Annotated in this window: 15 protein-coding genes; 8 read left to right on the forward strand and 7 right to left on the reverse strand. The window is 59.5% G+C overall.

Annotated features, from left to right (window positions below; all coding sequences use genetic code 11):
- Nucleotides 1–6: 6 nt before the first annotated feature.
- Both VY732_RS02730 and VY732_RS02735 read right to left on the reverse strand, forming a co-directional pair.
- Complete coding sequence (locus VY732_RS02730) at nucleotides 7–2583, reverse strand: hypothetical protein (RefSeq protein ID WP_331694015.1); 2577 nt, start codon at nucleotides 2581–2583, stop codon at nucleotides 7–9.
- A 47-nt stretch (nucleotides 2584–2630) separates the two neighbouring features.
- Nucleotides 2631–4838, reverse strand: coding sequence for a hypothetical protein (locus tag VY732_RS02735; protein ID WP_331694017.1), 2208 nt, complete (start codon nucleotides 4836–4838; stop codon nucleotides 2631–2633).
- A 208-nt stretch (nucleotides 4839–5046) separates the two neighbouring features.
- Here VY732_RS02735 and VY732_RS02740 point away from each other — a divergent pair, with 208 nt between their 5' ends.
- The 4 genes from VY732_RS02740 (at nucleotide 5047) to VY732_RS02755 (ending at nucleotide 14617) form a co-directional block, all read left to right on the forward strand.
- Nucleotides 5047–7359 (forward strand): YgiQ family radical SAM protein, encoded by a 2313-nt coding sequence (locus tag VY732_RS02740; protein ID WP_064388640.1) that lies wholly within the window; start codon nucleotides 5047–5049, stop codon nucleotides 7357–7359.
- A gap of 517 nt (nucleotides 7360–7876) precedes the next feature.
- A complete protein-coding gene (locus VY732_RS02745) occupies nucleotides 7877–11152 on the forward strand; it encodes a transglutaminase family protein (RefSeq protein WP_331694019.1) in 3276 nt (1091 codons plus the stop codon).
- Nucleotides 11153–11240: 88 nt separating this feature from the next.
- On the forward strand, nucleotides 11241–13727 hold the full coding sequence (locus tag VY732_RS02750; RefSeq protein WP_331694020.1) for a circularly permuted type 2 ATP-grasp protein: 2487 nt from the start codon (nucleotides 11241–11243) through the stop codon (nucleotides 13725–13727).
- A complete protein-coding gene (locus VY732_RS02755; RefSeq protein WP_077570656.1) occupies nucleotides 13727–14617 on the forward strand; it encodes a transglutaminase family protein in 891 nt (296 codons plus the stop codon). Before VY732_RS02750 ends, VY732_RS02755 begins: the two co-directional genes overlap by 1 nt.
- 206 nt (nucleotides 14618–14823) lie before the next feature.
- On the opposite strand, the gene VY732_RS02760 is transcribed toward VY732_RS02755, so the two are convergent.
- Together VY732_RS02760 and VY732_RS02765 are read right to left on the reverse strand one after the other, a co-directional pair.
- Nucleotides 14824–15012: a hypothetical protein gene (locus tag VY732_RS02760; protein WP_077570658.1), complete on the reverse strand. Its 189-nt coding sequence runs from the start codon at nucleotides 15010–15012 to the stop codon at nucleotides 14824–14826.
- 67 nt (nucleotides 15013–15079) lie between these two features.
- Nucleotides 15080–15667 carry a TIGR00730 family Rossman fold protein gene (locus VY732_RS02765; protein WP_137217678.1) on the reverse strand — a complete coding sequence of 196 codons (588 nt, stop codon included), beginning with the start codon at nucleotides 15665–15667 and terminating at the stop codon, nucleotides 15080–15082.
- A gap of 340 nt (nucleotides 15668–16007) precedes the next feature.
- Between VY732_RS02765 and azu the strand changes: the two genes are divergently transcribed.
- Nucleotides 16008–16454: an azurin gene (gene azu, locus VY732_RS02770; protein WP_077570662.1), complete on the forward strand. Its 447-nt coding sequence runs from the start codon at nucleotides 16008–16010 to the stop codon at nucleotides 16452–16454.
- A gap of 185 nt (nucleotides 16455–16639) precedes the next feature.
- Nucleotides 16640–17806, forward strand: a complete 1167-nt coding sequence (locus VY732_RS02775) for a hypothetical protein (protein ID WP_331694024.1) — start codon at nucleotides 16640–16642, stop codon at nucleotides 17804–17806.
- A 109-nt stretch (nucleotides 17807–17915) separates the two neighbouring features.
- Here the strand turns inward: VY732_RS02775 and nadE are convergent, their stop codons facing one another.
- The 3 genes from nadE to VY732_RS02790 all read right to left on the reverse strand — a co-directional run bounded on the left by nadE (nucleotide 17916) and on the right by VY732_RS02790 (nucleotide 21087).
- A complete protein-coding gene (gene nadE / locus VY732_RS02780; RefSeq protein ID WP_331694026.1) occupies nucleotides 17916–18743 on the reverse strand; it encodes an ammonia-dependent NAD(+) synthetase in 828 nt (275 codons plus the stop codon).
- Nucleotides 18744–18747: 4 nt separating this feature from the next.
- Nucleotides 18748–19971, reverse strand: a complete 1224-nt coding sequence (pncB, locus tag VY732_RS02785) for a nicotinate phosphoribosyltransferase (RefSeq protein ID WP_123593058.1) — start codon at nucleotides 19969–19971, stop codon at nucleotides 18748–18750.
- Nucleotides 19972–20184: 213 nt separating this feature from the next.
- Nucleotides 20185–21087 carry a LysR family transcriptional regulator gene (locus VY732_RS02790; protein WP_077570670.1) on the reverse strand — a complete coding sequence of 301 codons (903 nt, stop codon included), beginning with the start codon at nucleotides 21085–21087 and terminating at the stop codon, nucleotides 20185–20187.
- Nucleotides 21088–21250: 163 nt separating this feature from the next.
- On the opposite strand from VY732_RS02790, the gene amaB reads away from it, so the two are divergent.
- Entirely contained in the window at nucleotides 21251–22741 is a 1491-nt protein-coding gene (gene amaB / locus VY732_RS02795) for an L-piperidine-6-carboxylate dehydrogenase (RefSeq protein ID WP_331694027.1), read from the forward strand.
- Nucleotides 22742–22912: 171 nt separating this feature from the next.
- The gene (gene amaA, locus VY732_RS02800; protein ID WP_331694029.1) at nucleotides 22913–24196 is read left to right on the forward strand and encodes an L-pipecolate oxidase; all 1284 of its coding nucleotides are present in this window, start codon (nucleotides 22913–22915) and stop codon (nucleotides 24194–24196) included.
- Nucleotides 24197–24273 lie beyond the last annotated feature (77 nt).

The raw sequence follows: 24273 nt of genomic DNA on the forward strand, positions 1-24273 counted from the left end.
GCTGCTTTATGAAGCCAACTGGAATATTTGCTGCGCTGTCGACAGGTCGATGTCTTCACGCCAGATCCGCACGTGTGCTCGACCGGCCTGTTCATCCCGGCGCTGGGATGACGTGCCGAGCCTGCTTTGCTGCAGGGTCTTGAGGTGGCCACCCTTGGCAGTGAAGTTCAGCGCCGGGCTGTCTTTGTCTGCGTAGTGAAAATGGGCGTGCCACAACGGCGTATCGGTTTGCCTGTCGTTCAGGGTGTAAACATCGAGAAAGTCTTTTTTGTTGCCTTTCCCCAGCTGCACCCGGACGTGGGTTCTGGTAGCGCTGAGATGCCCGTGGTTGATCAGGTACGCCACTCGATCAATGCTCAGATAGGCCGGGTCTTTGTACAGCCGCAGGCGAATCTCTTCGCTTTCATTGAGCAGGCGCTGGCTGTCGTATTCCAGGCGCTGGAGCAACGTGGCCGTATCAACGGCACCGGGATTCGGGGCTTGTTCTATTTGCCGGGTGACTTCAGTGAGGTCGTCGGCCCGGTCACTGAGGAATTCGACGATGCTGGTGGCGTTGCGTTTCGCGCGCTCATCGCGCCAGGCCGTGTGCAAGTGAGAATCGGTTTTTTCCAGAAGCTGTTCGGCCTGGGTGGTCAATGTCGCCAGATTTTTTTCTTGCCGGGCAATCTGGCGGCGCCATTCGCCTTCCCTGCGTTCGTAGGTCTGCAAGACTTCCGTCGGATCATGTGGGTTGATGACATCTATCAACTCTTCGCCGGCAGCTGTACGGCGTGGCCGACCGACACGAATCCTGTAGACACCGTGGTGTTTGCTGCGAAACATCTTGCGCGGTGCGGCGCTCGGCTGGTTCCGGTTTTGCACGGGGATAAAGTCGAAATCAATCGGTTGCTCATGGGGCGGCAGCGCTGACGTCTTGTCCTGCTCATGGTGGAAACGGTTCAGGTGCTCTTCCAGCGTACCCTCGAAGGTGCGGATAGCCGCGACGATTTCTTCTCGTGACCGGCTATGGTGCGCGCCGTTCGGCAGTTGCAGTTCCTCGTAAGAGACTCTGATTGCCGACGTCTGATCCAGCAGATCGCTGAGCAATGCAATGCGCGCTTGCTCAGGGATGCTGCCGAACGCACGGAAGGCAAACGTGACTTCGCCAAAACAGAACCCGAGGTATCGGGCGTGGGCGTTGTTGACGTCGACTGTAGCCTCCGTATCGACGAACATCCGGCTTTTGGCGTAAACCCAGAAGGCCACGGTATCGTGCAGATCCATCGGCTCGAACGCTGCATCATTCAACTCGCTTTGCGACAAGCGCCACTTGTTCAGCAGTTCATCGGCAATGGCCTGACGTTGTCTGAGAAGCTCCAGCTTGCTCGACAGGTGGGCTGCGACCTTGGCGTGGTCTGAAACCGGACCGCCGAAGATCGGTCCGTCGAGGAGTTGCCGCGAATCATTGGCGATCATCAGTTGGTTGAGCGTCAGCAGTCGGCCTTTATGCAGCATGATGACTTTCTTGCGGTAGGTCGTGCCGCCTCTGGCCGCGACGATCTGCTCCCTTTGTTCAGTGTGCACGCCGAGGGTTTTTTCGAGTATCGACAGCTCCCGTTGATGGTGTTCTTCGAGTTGCTCCAGTACGTTACGCTCGCCATCGGTGCCTTTCAGCGCCCGCCAACGGTTTTGTAGCTGCTCACCCTTGGCCATCGCCTGGTCGAACTCCAGATCCAGTGCCTGCAGTTCGAATACCAGGTCGGCCACGCGCGCGGCTTCCGTTGGCTTTGCACTGCGACGCATGCCCCCCGCACCACCCACCAGCGTGCCCACCCATCCGCGCCGAACATCAAAGGCAATCGGCTCCGATCTTCCCGGACGGGTAGCGACGTAAACATTGCCGGGATCGGCAGCCACGGGATCGGCAGGACGGACGATCCGCATTACGGTCAATGCCGGCGAAGACGCATCGAGATCGTGCAGGACTTGATAGGCGCGGTTTTCGATGACGACATAGAGCTTGTTGGCGTATCGATGCACGTGGTCCTGGCCGGCTCGCGCAGTGCTAAAGTCCAGCTCGGTGGCGAAGGCTTGCAGGCGCGTTGCGGACAAGGCAAAGGTGACAGGTTCGAGCACCTCCAGTGGATGCCAGAGCAAGTCCAGGGGATCACGCAAAAGCGTCGGCCCGGAAGGCATTCGCTCACTGGGGAGTCTGGCCCTGTACAAACCGGTTTGCGGATCTGCCACGACAGGCACTACGCCGCCGGGCACATCAACATAGCGACGGCCCTTGAATATCCGCAAGCCCTCTGCATCGGGAGCAGGCAGCTGGACCTGTTCATCGATCCGGTAATGCTCCAGCGGCAGGCTCCGCGCCGATGCCTGGCTGACGGCCTGTGGCGCATGGCTGATCATGACCGAAGGTGCCGGGGTAATTGCGTCCAGGTCAGCTCCCGCCAGGGTGCTTTGGTGCGAGTACACGGCGCGGGTGGGCGTTGCGTTGGGTGGCACAAACCGGTGCGGCAAAGGCACGCCTGGCGGTTCGCTGGGACGTGGATGGACATCGACGGTGATGATGCCCCTGATGGGCGATTTCGGTGACATTTTCTTCATCCTTGAAGAAGCGGTGGAACAGCTGTTCAGCCAGGGTTTCACGACGCCAGGTCGAAGATTTTCTGCGCTGTCTTGCGATCGAGGGTCAGTCTCCAGATGGCGACATGCGGACGCCCGGCCTGTTCATCCCGGCGTTGGGACGAGACACCTGCGCGGGCTTGATCAAGCGTTTTCAGATGACCGCCGCGGTCTTTGAACTCCAGTGCCGAAGAGCCAGTTTTCGGATAGTGAAAATGGGCCTCCCATAATCCCTCACCCGTATGCTTGTCGCTGAGCAGGTAGGTGTCCAGAAACTCTTTGTTCGCGCCCTTGCCCAGCGGCTGCCGGCTTTTGTTGCGTTTGACGCGCAGCTCATCGAGGCTGATCAGGTGCACCACCCGGTCGGCGCTCAGGTAGCTTTTGTCCTTGAACAGCCGGATGCGGATTGCTTCGGCTTCGTTGCGCAATCGCTGGCTGTCTTGCCTGAGTCGCTGCACGACAGGTTCAACATTGATGTCAGAAGGGTTTGGCGCTTTTTCTATCTGTGGAATGAGGTCATCGAGCACGATGGCTTTGCTGACCAATTCATCCACGATGCCTGATGCATTGTGTTTTGCCGCCTCTTGTTGCCAGGCCGCGCGCAAGTACTGATCGGACATTGCCAAGTGCTGCTCGGCTCCGGTGGTCAGCTTCGACAGGCTTTCTTCCAGGGGCGCTACACGGCGGTGCCACTCTCCCTCGCGCCGTTCATACGTCTGCAGGATCTCGTCGGGTTGGTGTGGGTGCATGACATCCATCAGTTCCTCGTCAGCGGCACCTCGTCGCGGTTGGCCGAGGCGGATCTTGTGAACGCCGTTCTGTTTGCTGCGGAACATCCTTGTCGGCATGGATGCCGGTTGGTTTGCACGTTGGGCCGGTATGAAGTCGAAGTCGATGGACTGATCGGACGAGGGTAGTAATGGAAGACTTTCCAGATCACGGTGATAGAGGGCCAGCCGATCTTCCAGCGTACTCTCGAATGACCTGATGGCGTCGATGATCTCTTGCCGGGACGTGATGTGGGCGGAAGGGAACTCAAGGTACTCAAAGGAATTCCTGATCGAGGTGCATTGTTCCAGCAGATCGCTCAATACAGGAATGCGGGCCTCCTGCGGGATAGCGTCGACATCGAGAAAGGCGCGCGTCAGTTCTGAAAACGGCAATGAAAGGAATACCGGCATGCGACTACCCTGTTCGGCGGCCAGCACCTGACACTTTGAATGCAGCCAGTCGGCAGTGTCTTTGTGTATTTCCATAGGGTCGTAACCCCACTCGGAAAAATCGTTTTGGTTGTATTGCGATTTCTGCAGTAGTTCCTCGGCAATGATTTGGCGCTTGCGTAAAAGCGCCAGTTTGCTCTTCAAGTAACCGGCGTTCGAACGATGTTGTTCGGGAGTGACCGACGTCCCGGGCTGCGTTTCGATCAGTTTGCGCCGATCACTGGCCTGCATGATTCGGCAAAGAACTTCGAATCGCTTTAGTTGAATCTTGAACAGTTCTGCCTCGTAAACGCTGATGCCTTTGTAGATCAGCAGTGAGACCTGTTCCTTGAGGTAGAAATCGAAGCATTTGTCCACAGCGGCCAGATGTCTGTGGTACTGAAGCTCATATTTGACGATTGCAGTTCGTTCGCCCTCTTGCCCCTTCAATTCGAACCAGACGCTGTGCAGCTCTCTGGCGAGAGCGGCAGACTCATCCATCATTTTCTTATGGCCATCCAGCCCCCCGTTCAGGTCAGTGATAGAGCGAATGGACGGTATGCCCTCCAGCGGCCTCCAGAGTTTGCTCTGCGGGTCAAGCTGCAGCAGCGGGCCGGAAGGATTTCGCTCACTCGTCCGCGTGGCTCGGTAGAGGCCCATTTTCGGATCGATCGCCACCAGGACGCAGTGACCGTCCGGCACATCGACGTAACGGCGTCCCTTGAGGATGCGAAAACCCTGCGTGTCGGCAGCAGGCAGGCGGATGTCGGCGGGAATCCAGTAATCCTCCAGCGGTCGTCGCGCAGGTGACGACACCATGGCCGCCCCGGACGCTGACCGGCTGACTGTTACGCGAGGCTGCAGGTCCGGTCTGACCGGGGTGCCCGATGGTTCTCCAAAGCTGCTGGTAGATGAACTGGCGAGCACGGGTTGCTGGTTGTTGGGCGCCCGGGGATTAGGAGTAGTCGACTGCGTGGCTCGTGTGGTGTTGCTGGTAAGCGGGCCTTTGGCAGGCAATTTCGGTGACATTTCTTCATCCTTGAAGGGTTGTCACATCAGCCAGCTTCAGCACTGGCCGATGAATATGTGATTTGAATGGTGAATTTTCTTGTCCGGTTGTCGGGTAAGTCACGTACCGCGAAGGCTGTGAGAGAAACCGACCATTGCCGTCGGAATTGGTCAAAATTTGTGCTATATTCCGCGCCCGCGATTTTTCACTTCAACACCGGTCGTCGACATGCAAGCAGCCAAGCCGTTATTTGACTATCCAAAATATTGGGCCGAATGTTTCGGGCCAGCGCCATTCCTGCCTATGAGCAGGGAGGAGATGGATCAGCTTGGCTGGGATTCCTGCGACATCATCATTGTTACCGGTGATGCCTACGTCGATCACCCGTCGTTCGGCATGGCGATCATTGGCCGGCTGCTGGAGTCTCAGGGCTTCCGCGTCGGGATCATCGCCCAGCCGAACTGGCAGTCCAAAGACGACTTCATGAAGCTCGGCGAGCCGAACCTGTTCTTCGGGGTTGCGGCGGGCAACATGGACTCGATGATCAACCGCTACACCGCGGACAAGAAAATCCGTTCCGATGACGCTTACACGCCAGGCGGTATGGCCGGCAAACGTCCGGACCGCGCGAGCCTGGTTTACAGCCAGCGCTGCAAAGAAGCCTACAAGCACGTGCCGATCGTCCTTGGCGGCATCGAAGCCTCGCTGCGCCGCATCGCCCACTACGATTACTGGCAGGATCGCGTGCGTAACTCGATCCTGATCGACGCCAGCGCCGACATTCTGCTGTACGGCAACGCCGAGCGTGCGATTGTCGAAGTCGCCCAGCGTTTGTCCTACGGTCACAAGATCGAAGACATCACTGATGTGCGCGGCACCGCGTTCATTCGTCGCGATACGCCGAAAGACTGGTACGAAGTCGACTCGACGCGCATCGATCGTCCGGGCAAGGTCGACAAGATCATCAACCCGTATGTGAACACTCAGGACACCCAGGCCTGCGCCATCGAGCAGGAAAAGGGTCCGGTCGAGGATCCGCAGGAAGCCAAGGTCGTACAGATTCTGGCCAGCCCGCGCATGACCCGTGACAAGACCGTGATTCGCCTGCCGTCGGTTGAAAAGGTCCGTGGCGATGCGGTTCTGTATGCCCACGCCAACCGCGTGCTGCACCTCGAAACCAACCCGGGTAACGCCCGCGCGCTGGTGCAGAAGCACGGCGAAGTCGACGTCTGGTTCAACCCGCCGCCGATTCCGATGACCACCGAAGAAATGGACTACGTGTTCGGCATGCCGTACGCGCGTGTTCCGCACCCGGCGTACGGCAAGGAGAAGATCCCGGCCTACGACATGATCCGTTTCTCGGTGAACATCATGCGTGGCTGCTTCGGTGGCTGCACCTTCTGCTCGATCACCGAGCACGAAGGCCGGATCATCCAGAACCGTTCCGAAGAGTCGATCATTCGCGAAATCGAAGAGATCCGCGACAAGGTTCCTGGCTTCACCGGCGTCATTTCCGACCTCGGCGGGCCGACCGCGAACATGTATCGCATCGCCTGCAAAACACCGGAAATCGAATCGGCGTGCCGCAAGCCGTCCTGCGTGTTCCCGGGCATCTGCCCGAACCTCAACACCGACCACTCGTCGCTGATTCAGCTGTACCGCAGCGCCCGTGCGTTGCCGGGTGTGAAGAAGATTCTGATCGCCTCCGGCCTGCGTTATGACCTCGCGGTCGAGTCGCCGGAGTACGTCAAAGAGCTGGTGACCCACCACGTCGGTGGTTACCTGAAGATCGCCCCGGAACACACCGAGGAAGGTCCGCTCAACCAGATGATGAAGCCGGGCATTGGCAGCTATGACAAGTTCAAGCGCATGTTCGAGAAGTACACCAAGGAAGCGGGCAAAGAGCAGTACCTGATTCCGTACTTCATCGCCGCCCACCCGGGCACCACCGACGAAGACATGATGAACCTCGCTCTGTGGCTCAAGGGTAACGGCTTCCGCGCCGACCAGGTGCAGGCGTTCTACCCGTCGCCGATGGCCACCGCCACCGCGATGTACCACTCGGGCAAGAACCCGCTGCGCAAGGTCACTTACAAGAGCGACGGCGTGACCATCGTCAAGAGCGAAGAGCAGCGTCGTCTGCACAAGGCGTTCTTGCGTTATCACGACCCGAAAGGCTGGCCGATGCTGCGTGAAGCGCTGATCCGCATGGGCCGTGGCGATTTGATTGGCCCGGGTAAGGATCAACTGATCCCGACCCATCAACCGGCGACCGACAGCTATCAGAGCGCCCGTCGCAAGAACTCGACGCCAGCCGGCAGCCATAAAGTGGCGAAGGAAGGCAAAGAGAAGACCACCAAGATTCTCACTCAGCACACCGGTCTGCCGCCGCGTGCCAGTGATGGTGGTAATCCTTGGGACAAGCGTGAACAGGCCAAGGCAGCGGCGTTTGCCCGCAACCAGCAGGCGGCCAAGGAGCGCAAGGACGCCGCGAAAGGCAAAGGGCCGAAGCCGACGCGCAAGCCGGTCGTGCCGCGCTAAAGCAAACGCCAACCTTCGGGTTGGCGTTTTGCATTTTCGGGGGATGGATTTTTGTCGTCTGCAAGATCCATCCCCCTCACCCCAGCCCTCTCCCCCAATGGGGGCGAGGGGGAAGGGAGCAGATCTCCATGCTTTTCAAAACTTGAGTTCGACTCGAGACTTTCAAGTCGGCGTATCTCCAACATCCAACGCGGCCAGTCCCCTCTCCCTCCGGGAGAGGGCTAGGGAGAGGGGCTCTTCGCCACAGATCTCCATGCTTTTCAAACCTGAGTTCGACTCAAGACTTTCAAGTCGGCGTATCTTGAACATCCACCTCGATCAGTCCCCTCTCCCTCGGGGAGAGGGTTGGGGTGAGGGGCTCTTCGCAACATTTACGTGCAATCAGCCCAAACCATTTCCCCGCATCGCCCGATTTTGGTGCTGTACTGCCCTAAGCATTCCGGGAAAGCGCCCAAGCCTCTGCATGGCATAAGTCTTGCGCGCTTTCGAATACGCTTAGGCTCGCAGGAGGCACGCCGTGTCGATTCATGTCGCATTGCATCACGTCACGCATTACCGCTACGACCGCGCTGTCGAACTCGGCCCGCAGATCGTTCGCCTGCGCCCGGCTGCCCACAGCCGCACGCGGATTCTGTCGTATGCGCTGAAAGTCTCGCCCGAGCAGCATTTCATCAACTGGCAGCAAGACCCGCAGGGCAACTACCTCGCCCGATTGGTGTTCCCCGAGAAAACCAAAGAATTGCGCATCGAAGTCGATCTGCTCGCCGAGATGGCGGTGTTCAATCCGTTCGACTTCTTCCTCGAACCCTATGCCGAGAAAATCCCTTTCTCCTACGCCGCCGATGAGCGCAAGGAGCTGGCGCCGTACCTCGAAACCCTGCCACTGACGCCGAAATTCAAAGCCTATCTGGATGCCATCGACCGCACGCCGCTGCCGGCGGTGGACTTCCTCGTGGCGCTCAACCAGCGCTTGAGCGAAGACATCGGTTACCTGATCCGCATGGAGCCGGGCGTGCAGACGCCGGAACACACCCTTGAGCATGCCTCGGGTTCCTGCCGCGACTCGGCGTGGCTACTGGTGCAGTTGCTGCGTAACCTCGGCTTAGCGGCGCGGTTTGTCTCCGGTTATCTGATTCAACTCACGGCAGACGTGAAAAGCCTCGACGGCCCGTCCGGCACTGAAGTCGATTTCACCGACCTGCACGCCTGGTGCGAGGTGTATCTGCCGGGCGCGGGCTGGATCGGCCTCGATGCGACTTCCGGGCTGTTTGCCGGTGAAGGGCATATCCCGTTGGCGTGTAGTCCCGATCCGTCCTCGGCGGCGCCGATCAGTGGCTTGGTCGAGCCCTGCGAATGTGAGTTCAGCCACGAAATGTCGGTCGAGCGGATCTGGGAGGCTCCGCGCGTCACCAAGCCCTACACCGATGAGCAGTGGCTGGCGATTCAGGCGCTCGGCCGGCAGATCGATGCCGACCTGCTGGCGGATGACGTACGCCTGACCATGGGCGGCGAGCCGACCTTCGTCTCCATCGATGATCCGGATGGCGCCGAGTGGAATACCGCTGCGTTGGGCGCGGATAAACGTAGACTTTCCGCCGAACTGTTCCAGCGCATGCGCAAGCATTACGCGCCGAAAGGTCTGGTGCATTTCGGTCAGGGCAAGTGGTATCCCGGCGAGCAATTGCCGCGCTGGTCGCTCAATTGCTACTGGCGCCGCGACGGCGTGCCGATCTGGCACAACGACGCTTTGATCGCCGACGAGCAACAGGATTACGGCGCCAATGGCGAATTGGCCGGGCGCTTCCTCGCCAGTGTCGCCGAGCGTCTGAAGTTGCCTACACGTTTTGTGTTCCCGGCCTACGAGGACAATTTCTATTACCTCTGGCGCGAGGGCACATTGCCCGGCAACGTCAGCGCCGAAGATTCGCGTCTTGAAGAGCCGCTTGAGCGCGCACGCCTGCGCAAAGTCTTCAGTCAGGGCCTGAATAAAGTCATTGGTCAGGTGCTGCCGCTGGCGCGCACGGCCAAGGGCGATCAGTGGCAGAGCGGGCGCTGGTATCTGCGTGATGAGCACTGCCGTTTGGTGCCGGGAGATTCGCCGCTGGGCTATCGCTTGCCGCTGGGTTCGCAGCCGTGGGTGAAAGCCGCCGAATATCCGTTTATTCATCCACAGGACCCGAATCAGGATTTCCCCGAGTTGCCGCAAACTGCGCTGCTCAATAGTCCAGGCGAAGCGGCGATGCCCGACGAACGCGCGCCAAAAATCGACGAATCCGCCGACTGGCTGACCCGCACCGCATTCTGCGCTGAGGCCCGCGAAGGGCGTTTGTACTTGTTCATGCCGCCGCTGGAGCGGGTCGAGGATTATCTGGAACTGGTCGCGGCCATCGAGGCCACCGCCGAGGAATTACATTGCCCGGTGCTGCTGGAAGGCTACGAGCCGCCGGCTGATCAGCGCTTGAGCAATTTCCGCATCACCCCGGATCCGGGCGTGATCGAAGTTAACGTGCAGCCGTCGGCGACATGGGACGAGTTGGTCGAACGCACCGAGTTTCTGTATGAAGAGGCAAGGCAGACTCGCCTGACCACCGAGAAATTCATGATCGATGGCCGTCACACCGGCACCGGTGGCGGCAACCACTTTGTACTCGGTGGCGCGACGCCAGCGGATTCACCGTTCCTGCGTCGCCCGGATCTGCTGCGCAGTCTGATCAGCTACTGGCATAACCATCCATCGCTGTCATACCTGTTTTCCGGTTTGTTCATCGGTCCGACGTCGCAGGCGCCACGGGTTGACGAGGCGCGCAATGACGCGCTGTACGAACTGGAAATCGCTTTCGCGCAGATGCCCGAGCCAGGTGAGGAATGCGCACCGTGGCTGGTCGATCGACTGCTGCGCAATTTGCTGATCGACGTCACCGGCAATACGCACCGTGCCGAGTTCTGCATCGACAAACTGTACTCGCCGGACGGCGCCACCGGACGTCTTGGCTTGCTGGAATTGCGCGCGTTTGAAATGCCGCCCCATGCGCGGATGAGTCTGGCCCAGCAGTTATTGCTGCGGGCGCTGGTCGCACGTTTCTGGCGTGAGCCTTATGCACCGCCGAAACTGGCGCGCTGGGGCACCGAGCTGCACGACCGTTTCTTGCTGCCACACTTTATCGAACAGGACTTTGCCGACGTCATCGTCGAACTCAACAGCGCTGGCTATCCACTGCGCGCGGAATGGTTTGCCGCGCATCAGGAATTTCGTTTTCCCAAGGTCGGCGATTACGCCGTTAACGGTATCGAGCTCGAATTGCGTCAGGCGCTGGAGCCATGGCATGTCCTGGGTGAGGAGGGCGCGGCAGGTGGCACAGTGCGTTACGTCGATTCATCGCTGGAGCGCCTGCAGGTCAAGCTCAAAGGCTTGCCGCCGCAGCGTTATCTGCTGACCTGTAATGGCATCGCCGTGCCATTGCATCCGACCGGACGCGTGGGAGAGTTCGTCGCTGGGGTGCGTTATCGCGCGTGGCAACCGGCTAATTGCTTGCAGCCGACCATCCCGGTGCACGCGCCGCTGGTGTTCGACCTGCTCGACACCTGGATGGGCCGCTCGCTGGGCGGTTGTCAGTACCATGTCGCCCATCCGGGCGGGCGCAATTACGAGACATTGCCAGTCAACGCCAACGAAGCGGAGAGCCGGCGGATGGCGCGATTCTTCCGCATCGGACACACGCCGGGGAAACTTCCTATACCGAATGTAGAAATCAGTGACGAGCTACCGATGACAATCGATTTGCGACGTTTCTAAGGCCTACGCGACACGCGGATTTTTCGTATATCCGCGCGTCATCTGCCTGCGTTAGTCTGACCGTTCCTTGCTGTCTGCCGAGTTTTCCATGCCTGACCTGCTAGACCGCTACCCGCTTACGGCGGGCACTTATCATGAACTGCTCGAAGGCAGTGGTGCGGTGCGCCCGCACTGGCGGCGGCTGTTCGATCAGTTACAGCGCAGCACCCCGGCGCAACTGGTGCAGCGTCAGGCATTGCTGGCACGGCAGATTCAGGAAAACGGTGTCACGTATAACGTCTATGCCGATCCCAAAGGCGCGGATCGGCCTTGGGAACTGGATCTGCTGCCGCATGTGATAGCCGCCGATGAATGGCAGCAATTGTCGGCAGGCATCGCTCAGCGTGCGCGCCTGCTCAATGCTGTGTTGGCGGACTTGTACGGCCCGCAACGGCTGATCAGCGAAGGTTTGTTGCCGGCAGAGCTGGTGTTTGGTCACAACAATTTTCTCTGGCCGTGTCAGCATATCGCGCCGCCGGAAGAGATATTTCTGCACCTGTACGCCGTGGATCTGGCACGTACGCCGGACGGGCGCTGGTGGGTGACTGCCGATCGCACACAAGCGCCATCGGGCGCCGGGTATGCCCTGGAAAACCGCACCATTGTGTCCCGTGCCTTTCCCGAGTTGTACCGTGATCTGAAGGTGCAGCATCTGGCGGGTTTCTTCCGCGCATTGCAGGAAACCCTCGCGCGTCAGGCGCCAAGTGACGATGAGGCGCCGCTGGTGGTGCTGCTCACACCGGGGCGCTTCAACGAAAGTTATTTCGAACATTTGTATCTGGCTCGTCAGCTTGGTTACCCGCTGGTCGAGGGCGGTGATCTGACGGTGCGCGACGCCACGGTCTATCTGAAAACCCTTAGTGGCCTGCGTCGGGTGCACGCGATCATGCGCCGCCTCGATGACGATTTCTGCGATCCGCTGGAGTTGCGCACGGACTCGGCACTTGGCGTACCCGGGTTGCTTGAGGCGGTGCGTCAGGGCCGCGTGCTGGTGGCCAACGCGTTGGGCAGTGGCGTGCTGGAGTCGCCGGGATTGCTTGGGTTTCTGCCCAGGATCAATCAATACCTGTTTGGCGAAGAACTGATCCTGCCGTCGATTGCGACGTGGTGGTGCGGTGAGGCGCCGGTATTGGCGCAAGCCCTGGAAAAACTGCCCGAACTGCTGATCAAACCGGCGTTCCCCTCGCAAAGCTTCGCACCTGTGTTCGGCCGTGATCTGAGTGAAAAACAGCGTCAGGTGCTTGCCGAGCGCATGCAGGCACGCCCTTATGCTTATGTGGCGCAAGAATTGGCTCAGTTGTCCCACGCGCCGATCTGGCAGGCGGAAAACGGTCAACTGCAACCACGGGCGATCGGCATGCGTATGTACGCCGTGGCCAGTGGTGAGGGTTATCGCGTGCTTCCCGGTGGTTTGACCCGGGTGGCCGCCGAGGCCGATGCCGAAGTGGTATCAATGCAGCGCGGCGGCGCCAGCAAGGACACTTGGGTGCTCGGTGATCGCCCGCCCAGTGGCGAGCAATGGAAGAGTCAGCGAAGCGTCGGCGTGCACGATCTGGTGCGACGCGACCCTTATCTCCCGTCGCGAGTCGTTGAGAACCTGTTCTGGTTCGGCCGTTACTGTGAGCGCTGTGACGACAGTGCGCGGCTGCTGCGCATCATGCTTGCGCGGTATGTCGATGGTGATGACCCGCAAGCGTTGCAGGCGGCGGTCGACCTCGGTGAGCGGCTGACGTTGCTGCCGGACGAAGGTGAACTTCCTGAGCGCCTGTTGGCAGCGCTGCTGGGTGAGGACTGGTCGTTCAGTCTGCGTTCCAACCTGCAGCGTTTGCAGTGGGCGGCCTCGCAGGTGCGTGGCAAGCTCTCGCGCGAGAACTGGCAGGCGTTGGTGGAGTTGCAGCGCGAAGCGATGGACCTGGACACCGACGAACCCGACTTCGGCGAGCTGCTGGATTTCCTGAATCGGCTGGTGATGTCGTTGGCGGCGTTGTCCGGGTTTGCCCTCGACGACATGACTCGCGACGAAGGCTGGCGGTTTCTGATGATTGGCCGGCGCATCGAGCGACTGCAGTTTCTCAGCAGCAGCCTCGCGGCATTTCTGCGTGGTGCCGGCGCATTCGATCAGACTGGGCTGGAGTGGTTGCTGGAGTTGGGCAACAGCAGCATCACCTACCGCTCACGTTATCTGGCCGTGGCGCAATTGATTCCAGTGCTCGACCTGTTGCTGCTCGATGAACAAAACCCACATGCGGTGTTGTTCCAGCTAAAACTCGTCACACGCACCTTGAAGCGTTTGAACGATGATTTCGGTGTGCCACGGGAAGCGGGGTTGCCGCAGTTGGTCGAGCGTCTTGCGCGTTTTGATCTGGGTTGCCTGGAGAACCCATTGTTCGGTGAGTCCAGCGTACGAGCGGCTCTGAATGGTCTGGCGGATCTGCTGCAAGAGATTGCCGAGGCCAGTGGGCAAGTGTCGGATCGTCTGGCCCTGCGCCATTTCGCCCATGTCGATGACGTCAGCCAACGTACGGTGTCTGTCTGATGAATGCTCGATACCAGATTTTCCACGACACCTGTTACCACTACGACAGCCCGGTGTCCCTGGCGCAGCAACTGGCGCACTTGTGGCCGCGAAAATGCGAATGGCAGCGCTGCACCGATCAGCAATTGCTGATCAGTCCGGACCCGACAGCACGCCGTGATGAGCTGGATGTGTTTGGTAATCCGTTGACCCGGCTGGCCTTTGAGCGGCCGCATGACGAATTGCAGGTCAATGCACAACTCACCGTTGAAGTGCTGGCGCGGCCGGCGCTGGACTTCAAGCAGTCACCCGCCTGGGAGCTGACCCGCGATGCGCTGAGTTACAGCAGTCAGCCGTTGTCCGCTGAATTACTCGAAGCCTGTCGCTACCGGTTTCAGTCACCGTACGTGCATCTGAAACGCAGTTTCGTCGAATTCTCGCAAAGTTGTTTTCCGCCGGGCACGCCGTTGCTGCTGGGCGTGCAGGACTTGATGCAGAAGATCTTCAGCGAATTCACTTTCGATGCCGAGGCGACTCAGGTGGCGACACCGCTGGTGGAGGTGCTGGAGCGACGACGCGGGGTTTGTCAGGACTTTGCGCATTTGATGCTGGCGTGCGTGCGCTCGCGAGGCTTGGCGGCGCGCTACATCAGTGGTTATTTGCTGACGCAGCCGCCGCCGGGGCAGCCACGCTTGATCGGCGCCGATGCGTCGCACGCCTGGGTGTCGGTGTTTTGTCCGGTGCTGGGCTGGGTGGATTTCGATCCGACCAACAATGTGCAGCCGGCGCTGGAGCACATCACGCTGGCGTGGGGGCGGGATTTTTCCGACGTGTCACCGTTGCGCGGGGTGATCCTAGGCGGCGGCAACCACGACCCGGAAGTGCGCGTCACCGTAATGCCACTGGATTAACGATGATCAAAATGTGGGAGCGAGCCTGCTCGCGATAGCGGTGTGTCAGCGGCAAATATTTCAACTGACACACCGCTATCGCGAGCAGGCTCACTCCTACAAGGAAATTGGGGGGGGGGCTGAGAGGGCTGTGAGGGCCGGCAGTGAAACCGCCAGCCCCGTCACAAATCCGCAGGGCCTGATTCGATGATCAAACCCGGTGGGGTTCAGGCGTCGGGCGCCTGATCTTTCGGTGTTTCAGTTGCATCAACATCATCTTCCGGTGCCACTTCACCCTCAGGGTTCAGTGCTGCTTCTTCAGCGGTTTGTTTCTTGCGCTGAAGCTTTTCCTCTTTCTTCTGTTCCTTTGCCAGGTCTCGCTGACGTTTGGCGAAGGAGTAATTGGGTTTGGCCATGGGCGTTCCTCTTGGTCGAAGGTGAGGTTGAGCGGCGCGTATTCTGCCCTGTATCGGTGCCCGGTGGTTAGCCGGGTTTTTGGTCGACCCATTTGGGCGTGACGGTCGGCTTCCAGTTATCCAGGGCATCGAGCAGTGTTTGCGGCGATTCGCTCACTTGCAGCATGTCACGGTGTGGTGCCCGAACGAAGCCTTCGCCGACGATATGGTCAAGAAAAGCGGTGAGTTTGCTGTAGAAACCGTTCACTTCCAGCAGGCCCAGCGGCTTGCCGTGGTAACCGAGCTGGCCCCAGGTCCATACTTCGAACAATTCTTCCAGCGTACCGAGGCCGCCGGGCAGGGCGATGAACGCATCGCTCAGTTCAGCCATGCGCGCCTTGCGCGCGTGCATGCCATCGACCACTTCCAGACGCGTCAGGCTCTTGTGGCCGATTTCCTTGTCCATCAGGCTCTGCGGGATGATGCCGATCACTTCACCGCCAGCGGCCAGCGCGGCATCGGCGACAACGCCCATCAAGCCCACAGCACCACCGCCGTAGACCAGGGTCAGTTTACGTTCAGCCAAGGCCCGGCCAAGGGCAATGGCGGCTTCGGTGTAAGCCGGATCAGTGCCCGCATTGGCACCGCAAAATACACATACGGATTTCAGAGACATGCCTTCCTCCTGGGTCAATCCGTCACAGGGTAATGGCTGGCACGCCGTGATCCAAGGCCTAAACTTCGCGTTCCGGTGATTCAAAGGTACCGCTGGCGCCACAGGCGTAGGCGGCAAGCAAACTGCACAACAGACCGTTAAAGAACATGACAGGCACTCCGTCTCAGTAGATGCGCCGATCATAGGGCCGGCCGGAGAATCTGGCCGTTAGATTGTGTCGATGAGTGTCATAGCCTGAAAGTTGTATACAATTTTTGACTCAAGTCATAGGAACTTGCGAAGATTTCAGGCAGTCTTTCCACCATTCGTGTTTTTGTTAACCCTGCCTTGGAGATTCACCATGTTTTCCAAAGTTGTTGCGGTATCCCTGCTGGCGCTGGCCAGCAGCCAATTGATGGCTGCCGAGTGCAAAACCACCGTTGACTCCACCGATCAGATGTCCTTCAGCACCAAAGCCATCGAAATCGACAAGAGCTGCAAGACTTTCACTATCGAACTGACTCACTCCGGCAACCTGCCGAAGAACGTCATGGGCCATAACCTGGTGATCAGCAAAGAAGCTGACATGCAGCCAATCGCTACCGCTGGCCTGGCCGCCGGTATCGACAAGAACTACCTGCCCGAAGGTGACGCGCGCATCATCGCTCACACCAAGATCATCGGCGCCAAGGAAACCGATTCGGTGACCTTTGACGTATCGAAGCTGGATGCCGCTGAAAAATACGGCTTCTTCTGCTCGTTCCCTGGCCACATCTCGATGATGAAAGGCACTGTCACCCTCAAGTAAATCCGGGTTCAAGTATTGCAGGAAACGCCGCTGCGCGATGATCGCCAGCGGCGTTTTTGCGTCCGGCGCTAAACTACCGTTCGTCCGAATTAGGCGCCTACCTGTTATTTCTGACAGTAGACCACTGCTTCAAAGTCGGGCTTACATGAGTCTTCTTTCCAGACGATTGCAAAGAGGATTTCCACATGAATGCCAAGAGCAAAAACTCGACCTTAGCCGACCTGAAAATCGTTAACGTGTTTTCAGGTGGGCAGGACGTTCCCGACGGCGGCGCGATTTTTTCCGCAAGAGCCAACTTCACCGTCACCGGGCCTGGCGACGCCATTCTGCAGCTCCTTATCGATGATGTGCCGAAATACCGCGGCCAGACAAACAATGCGGGCGACCTGTCTTTTTTGCTAGATGATCTTCCGGATGGACCGCACGAATATCGGCTGGCCCATGAGGAGGAGCGCACCGATCCATTTACCTTGAATGCGGTTGCGACCAAACCCTTTATCGAAACGTTGAAAGATTCCACAGGGAATGTTGAGAACGGCGGCTCGACCGAAGAAACCGTTCTGACGATCAATGGCTTGTGGAAGGAAGGTCAGATATGGATCTTGAACGGTGCTGCTGCTGAACCGATTGCCATGTTTCGCGTGGGCAGTGATCGCACTTGGAGCGGCGATCTCGATCTTGCAGCGGGAAAAATCCACACGCTGAAAGCCAGAGCGGATGATCGATCGGAGTCCGATCTCTATACCGTGACCGTCGGCGAGGTCTCCGAAGGTGAGGTGAAGATCACTTCGCTGAAGGATTCGAAAGGTGAAGTAGCAAGCGGTGGGACGACCACCGACACTCAACTGACGATCACCGGCTCGGCGAAGGACGGCGAGGTCAAGTTGCTTGATGGAGATAACCCGACTCCGATTAATACGTTCACGGCAGCGGATGGCACTTGGAGTGGCGAAATCGAGCTCACGGCGGGTAAAACCTATGTGCTGAAAGCCGAGGACGTAGACGGCGAAAAATCCGAGACCCACACCGTGACTGTCAGCGATGAACCCGAAGTCGAGTTAGAGATCACTTCGCTGCAGGATTCGAAAGGCGACGTAGCAGACGGTGGGGCTACCGACGACACCACTCTGACGATCGGCGGCACGGCAAAAGACGGCGAGATCGAGTTGCTGGAGGGTGCTGACACGACGCCGATTGAAACGTTTACGGCGGCGAATGGCATCTGGAGTGGCGAGTTCGTCCTCGCAGCTGGCGCAACCTATGTGCTGAAAGCCAAGGATGCAACTGCAGAGTCTGAGACCTACACCGTGACTGTCAACGCGGCGCCCGCTGAAACTCGCGTGAAGCACTGATTGCAAGTCTGCGGATACCGCGGCGAAGCTGGCGCAGGCAGCGATCTTCGATTGTCATCCTCGAAACCGGGATCGCCGTCTGCGACAGTTTTTGCCGTTTTGTACCCGCTCAGGGTGCGAACGGCATCACGCGTTTGTGATGGGTCTTGTTGTAGGTCGCGACGATGATGTCGAACGCTTCCTGACGCACCGGCTCACCGTGCAGGAACGCATCGATTTCGGCATAGGTCACACCATGGGACGCTTCGTCCGGTTTGCCCGGCGACAGATCCTCAAGGTCCGCCGTTGGCACTTTCTCGACCAGTGACTCTGGCGCGCCAAAGCTGCGCGCAATCGCCCGCACCTGATTCTTCACCAGACCACTGAGCGGTGCCAGATCACAAGCGCCGTCGCCGAACTTGGTGAAGAAACCCATCACCGCTTCCGCCGCATGATCGGTACCGATCACCAGACCCTGCGCCGCGCCGGCGATGGTGTATTGGGCGACCATGCGCATCCGCGCCTTGGTATTGCCGAGCACAAAGTCCACCGACACCGCGTGCTTGCCTTCAAACGCCGCGACTTCACTGGCCAGCGATTTCACCGCCGGGCCGATGTTGACGGTGTGGCGCTCGTCTGGAGCGATGAAATCCACCGAAGCCTGAGCGTCGTGCTCGTCGAACTGGGTTTCGTACGGCAGGCGCACGGCGATGAATTTGTAGCTGTTGTCGCCGGTCTGGTCGCGCAGCTCACGCATCGCGCGCTGGGCCAAGAGGCCTGCGGTCAGCGAATCGACACCGCCGCTGATGCCGAGCACCAGCGTCTTGAGCCCGGAATTGACCAGGCAATCCTGAATGAAGGTAATGCGCCGGGCGACTTCGGCCTGCAGAGCCTTGTAGTCGGCGAACGGCGGTTGCACCTTGAGCTGCTGCGCAATCTCACGCTGTACGGCTTGCATGAATTCACTCCTTGCTAGATAGACTGGAATCGGCAGGAACCTGGAACACGTGTCGCAAGTAGGCGACGAAATTCGGGTCTTTGCAGTGGGACTTGCCTGGCTCGTCGGAGATCTTCGCCACCGGTTGGCCGTTGCAGGCAGTCATTTTAAGCACGATGCTCATCGGTTCGACACCCGGAATGTCACAGGTGAGGTTGGTGCCGATGCCGAAGCTGACATTGATCCGACCGTGCAGCGCGCGGAAGATCTCCAGCGACTTGGGCAGGGTCAGGCTGTCGGAGAACACCAGGGTCTTGCTCATCGGGTCGATGCCGAGCCTGTGATAGTGCGCGATGCATTTTTCGCCCCACACCACAGGATCGCCGGAGTCATGGCGCAGGCCGTCGAACAGCTTGGCGAAGAACAGATCGAAATCGCCGAGGAAGGCATCGGTGGTAATGCAGTCGGTGAGGGCGATCCCCAGCAGGCCACGATATTCGCGAACCCAGCAATCGAGCGCGGCGATCTGGCTGTCGATCAGTCGTGGGCCGAGTTGCTGGTGGGCCATGATCCACTCGTGAGCCATGGTGCCCAGCGGTTTCATGTCCAGTTCGCGGGACAAGTGCACGTTGCTGGTGCCGACGAAGCGTCCGGGGAAGTCGTGCTTGAGCACATTCACCACTTCTGCCTGCACGCCGTACGAAAAACGGCGGCGGGTGCCGAAATCGGCGACCTGCAGCTGCGACAACTCATCGGCCGAGGCATTGGCGGTCAGCCAGTCGAACTTGCGATAGAGCTGTTCGCGCGCCTGTTCGAGCACGGTTTCACGGTAGCGATAGCGGTTGCGTACTTCGCTGACGATCGCCAGCAACGGCACTTCATAGAGAATCACATGCAGCCACGGCCCGCGCAGACGGATGAACAGCTCGCCGTTTTCGATGCCGGTGTGCACGTAACGCAGGTTGAAGCGGAACAGGCCGAGAAAGCGCAGGAAATCCGGTTTGAGGAAGCTGATCCGCTCAAGGAAACTCAGTTGATCGGCGCTCAGGCTCAGCTCGGCCAGGCGCTCGATCTGAAAACGGATCTCGGCCAGATACGGGCGCAGATCCTCGCTGTTACGGCAACGAAACTCCCATTCGACTTCGACGTTGGGGTAGTTGTGCAGCACCGCCTGCATCATCGTCAGTTTGTAGAAGTCGGTGTCGAGCAGGTTCTGCACGATGCGATCGGCAAACACACTCTCGCTCATAACGGGGTCTCCAGGTGCGCCGCGCCTGTGCGCGGTCTCAAACAATGGCGCTAGTGGCGCATATCAACGGTGCGGATTGCCAGCATTTTTTGACAACGCATCAGATCCATTGTGGGAGCGAGCCTGCTCGCGAAGGCGTCATTTCAGTCGAAATGGGTATTGAATGTGCCGGCCTCTTCGCGAGCAGGCTCGCTCCCACAATTTTCAATCGAGTCAAATCTCCGGGCTGTCGATCTGTTCGAGCATCCACTTCACAAAATCCCGCACCTTCGGCACTTCCGCCGCATGCTCCGGGTACGCCAGGTAATAGGCGTCAGTGCTGGGCATGGCATGCTCAAAGGGAATGACCAGTTTGCCGTCGGTCAATTCCTCTTCCACCAGAAACCGTGGCAACAACGCCACACCGCAGCCGACCTGTGCGGCGCGGATGCACATATAAAAGGTTTCGAAACGCGGGCCGTGGTAGCTGTGTTCGGTCTGATAACCCTGACTGTCGAACCAGTCGTGCCATGCCTGTGGGCGCGAGGCATTTTGCAGGAGCACCAGATCGGTGAGTTGCGTCGGATCAGTGAACGGCGTGTCCGGCAGGCTGCCCGGCGCGCAGACCGGTACCAGCTCTTCGCCGAACAACTTCAGGCATTCGGTGCCGGGCCGTGAACCCTGGCCGAAGTAGAACGCCAGATCGCTGCGCCCTTGCAGCAGATCATCGGCTTCCTGCTCGTTGCACAAGTCCAAATGGATTGACGGATGGCGCAGCCGCCAGCCTTTCAGGCGCGGCACCAGCCAGCGCGCGCCGAAGGTCGAAGGCGTAGAGACGCGCAGGACTTCAGTTTCGCCGCCGTAGGAACGCAGGTAATGCGTCGACATCTCCACTTGCGAGAGAATTTTTCGTACTTCGACCAAGTACAAATCCCCGGCCGGGGTCATCTGCAAGCGCCGACGCACGCGGCGGAACAACAAGTGCTGCAGCAGCTCTTCCAGCTGCGCGACCTGTTTGCTCACCGCGCTCTGGGTCAGGTTCAGTTCCTCGGCGGCGCGGGTAAAGCTCAAGTGCCGGGTCACGGCCTCAAAACACTGCAGGGCGGTGATCGAGGGCAAGTGGCGTTTGTTCAGCATGGCCGATCCTTTTCTTGTCTTTCTGTGCGCAGCATGAATAAACGGAATGATATCTCGCGTAAAGGTCGTTTGTTGCCTTGCCATTGTGACGCTACAACTAAAGGCCTGCCCGGTCGCGAAACAGTGGCCGCACACATTCAGTTTTTTGCTTGAGGAGTGACCCATGGTTGCCGCATTGCTTGATCGTCTTGGTGTGAACCCGGCCCTTTATCAGAACGGCAAAGTGCCGGTGCATTCGCCGATCGACGGCAGCCGCATCGCCGCCGTCAACTGGGAAGGCCCGGCGGAAGTCGAGCAGCACATCAGTCGCGCAGATCATGCGTTCGAGCAGTGGCGCAAAGTGCCGGCCCCACGTCGCGGCGAGTTGGTGCGTCAATTCGGTGAAGTGCTGCGCGAATACAAGACTGATCTTGGCGAGCTGGTTTCCTGGGAGGCCGGCAAGATCACCCAGGAAGGTCTGGGTGAAGTGCAGGAGATGATCGACATCTGTGATTTCGCCGTCGGCCTGTCCCGTCAGCTCTACGGTTTGACCATCGCCTCCGAGCGTCCGGGCCACCATATGCGCGAAACCTGGCATCCACTGGGCGTGGTCGGGGTGATCAGCGCGTTCAACTTCCCGGTCGCGGTGTGGGCGTGGAACACCACGCTGGCGCTGGTCTGCGGCAACCCGGTGGTGTGGAAACCGTCGGAGAAAACTCCGCTGACCGCGTTGGCCTGTCAGGCCCTGTTCGACCGCGTGGTGAAGAACTTCACCGATGCTCCGGCGAACCTGTGCCAAGTGATCATCGGTGGTCGCGATGCCGGCGAAGCGTTGGTCGATGACCCGCGTGTCGCCCTGATCAGCGCCACCGGCAGCACGCGCATGGGTCGCGAAGTGGCGCCGAAAGTTGCCGCGCGTTTCGCCCGCAGCATTCTCGAACTGGGCGGCAACAACGCTATGATCCTCGGCCCAAGCGCCGATCTCGACATGGCGGTGCGCGCGATTCTGTTCAGTGCCGTCGGCACGGCTGGTCAGCGCTGCACCACTCTGCGTCGTCTGATTGCCCATGAGTCAGTGAAGGAAGAAATCGTCACTCGCCTCAAGGCTGCCTACTCGAAAGTGCGCATCGGCAACCCGCTGGAAGGCAATCTTGTTGGTCCACTGATCGACAAAAACAGCTTCGAAAACATGCAGGACGCGCTGGAGCAGGCACTGAGCGAGGGCGGTCGGGTGTTTGGCGGCAAGCGCCAACTGGAAGATCAATTCCCTGACGCCTATTACGTGTCGCCGGCCATCGTTGAAATGCCGGAGCAGAGCGACGTGGTCTGCAGCGAAACCTTCGCTCCGATACTGTACGTGGTCGGTTACAGCGATTTCCAGGAAGCGCTGCGCCTGAATAACGCGGTGCCACAAGGCCTGTCGTCGTGCATCTTCACCACCGATGTACGCGAAGCCGAGCAGTTCATGTCGGCGGTGGGCAGTGATTGCGGTATCGCCAACGTCAACATCGGTCCGAGCGGTGCAGAAATTGGTGGCGCGTTTGGTGGCGAGAAAGAGACCGGTGGTGGTCGTGAGTCGGGCTCCGACGCATGGCGCGCGTACATGCGCCGCCAGACCAACACCGTGAACTACTCGCTGGAGCTGCCGCTGGCGCAGGGCATCACTTTCGACTGAGTGCTCCCGTCAAATGGAGATCCCCTGTGGGAGCGAGCCTGCTCGCGAATACGGTGGGTCAGTCGACATTGATGTTGGCTGATACGCCCCTTTCGTCGGAACGCCGCCCGGAGCAGGCTCGCTCCCACAGGATCAGCACTGTGTTTGGCAGGTTTCTGTTGGAGTCTGGCAATGCCGTTACGCGAAGAATGTCTGTGGGAAAAACTCACGCCGCAAAGGCCGGATAACACCGCGCTCAAGGGCGAAGTCAACGTCGATGTCTGCGTGATCGGCGCCGGGTTCACCGGTTTGTCGGCGGCGCTGCATCTGTTGGAAAAAGGCAAAAGCGTCTGCGTGCTGGAAGCGCATCGCGCCGGTCACGGCGGTTCGGGGCGCAACGTCGGGCTGGTCAATGCCGGCATGTGGATCCCGCCGGACGAGATCGAGGCCGGTTTCGGCGAGGCGGTTGGCAGCCAGCTCAACCGCATGCTCGGGGCCGCACCGGCGCTGGTGTTCAGCCTGGTGGACAAGTACAACATCGATTGCCAGTTGCGCCGCGAAGGCACGTTGCACATGGCGCACAACGCCAAGGGCGAGGCGGATTTGCGCAGCCGCGAGCAACAATGGAAACGTCGCGGCGCACCGGTTGAACTGCTGACCGGCAAGGCCTGCGAGCAAGCTACCGGCACGCAAAAAATTGCCGCAGCATTGCTCGATCGTCGCGCCGGCACGCTCAACCCGATGGCTTATGTCACCGGGCTGGCCAACGCGGTGAGTGGTCTCGGCGGGCAAATGTTCGATCATTCGCCGGTCACTCGCCTTGAGCGTCAGGGCGCGAACTGGTCAGTGCAGACCGAACGCGGTTCAGTGCTGGCCGAGCAAGTGGTCATCGCCTCCAACGCCTACACCGAAGGCGACTGGACCGAACTCAAGCGCAACTTCTTCCCCGGTTACTACTATCAGGTCGCTTCGGTGCCGCTGACCGAGGACGCCGCGCAGGAAATTCTCCCGGGCGGGCAGGGCTCGTGGGATACCCGCCAAGTCTTGAGCAGCATCCGCCGTGACAAAGAAGGGCGGTTATTGCTCGGCAGCCTCGGCAATGGCAACCAGAAACCGACCTGGTTTCTCAAGGCCTGGGCCGACCGCGTGCAGCAGCATTACTTCCCCAATCTGAAACCGGTCGAGTGGGAATGCACCTGGACCGGGCGCATCGCGTTCACGCCTGATCACCTGATGCGCCTGTTCGAGCCTGCGCCGGGACTGGTGGCCGTCACCGGTTATAACGGCCGGGGCGTCACCACTGGCACCGTGGTCGGCAAAGCCTTCGCCGACTATCTGTGTAACGGCGACCCTCAAGCTTTGCCGATTCCCTTTGCACCGATGCAGCCCTTGGCGGGTGTGGGCTTGCGCAGTTGCCTGTACGAGGCCGGGTTCTCGCTGTATCACGCGGGCCAGTGCCTGCGCATCGTCATTTGAGTGTTGAAATATGTTGCCGGAAGCGGCGCTTTTCGATGCAGCGACTAGCCTGTAATGGTGCGGGTTGTAGCAGTCCC

Source organism: Pseudomonas sp. ZY71 (assembly GCF_036542145.1).
In the GTDB taxonomy this organism is placed as follows: domain Bacteria; phylum Pseudomonadota; class Gammaproteobacteria; order Pseudomonadales; family Pseudomonadaceae; genus Aquipseudomonas; species Aquipseudomonas koreensis_A.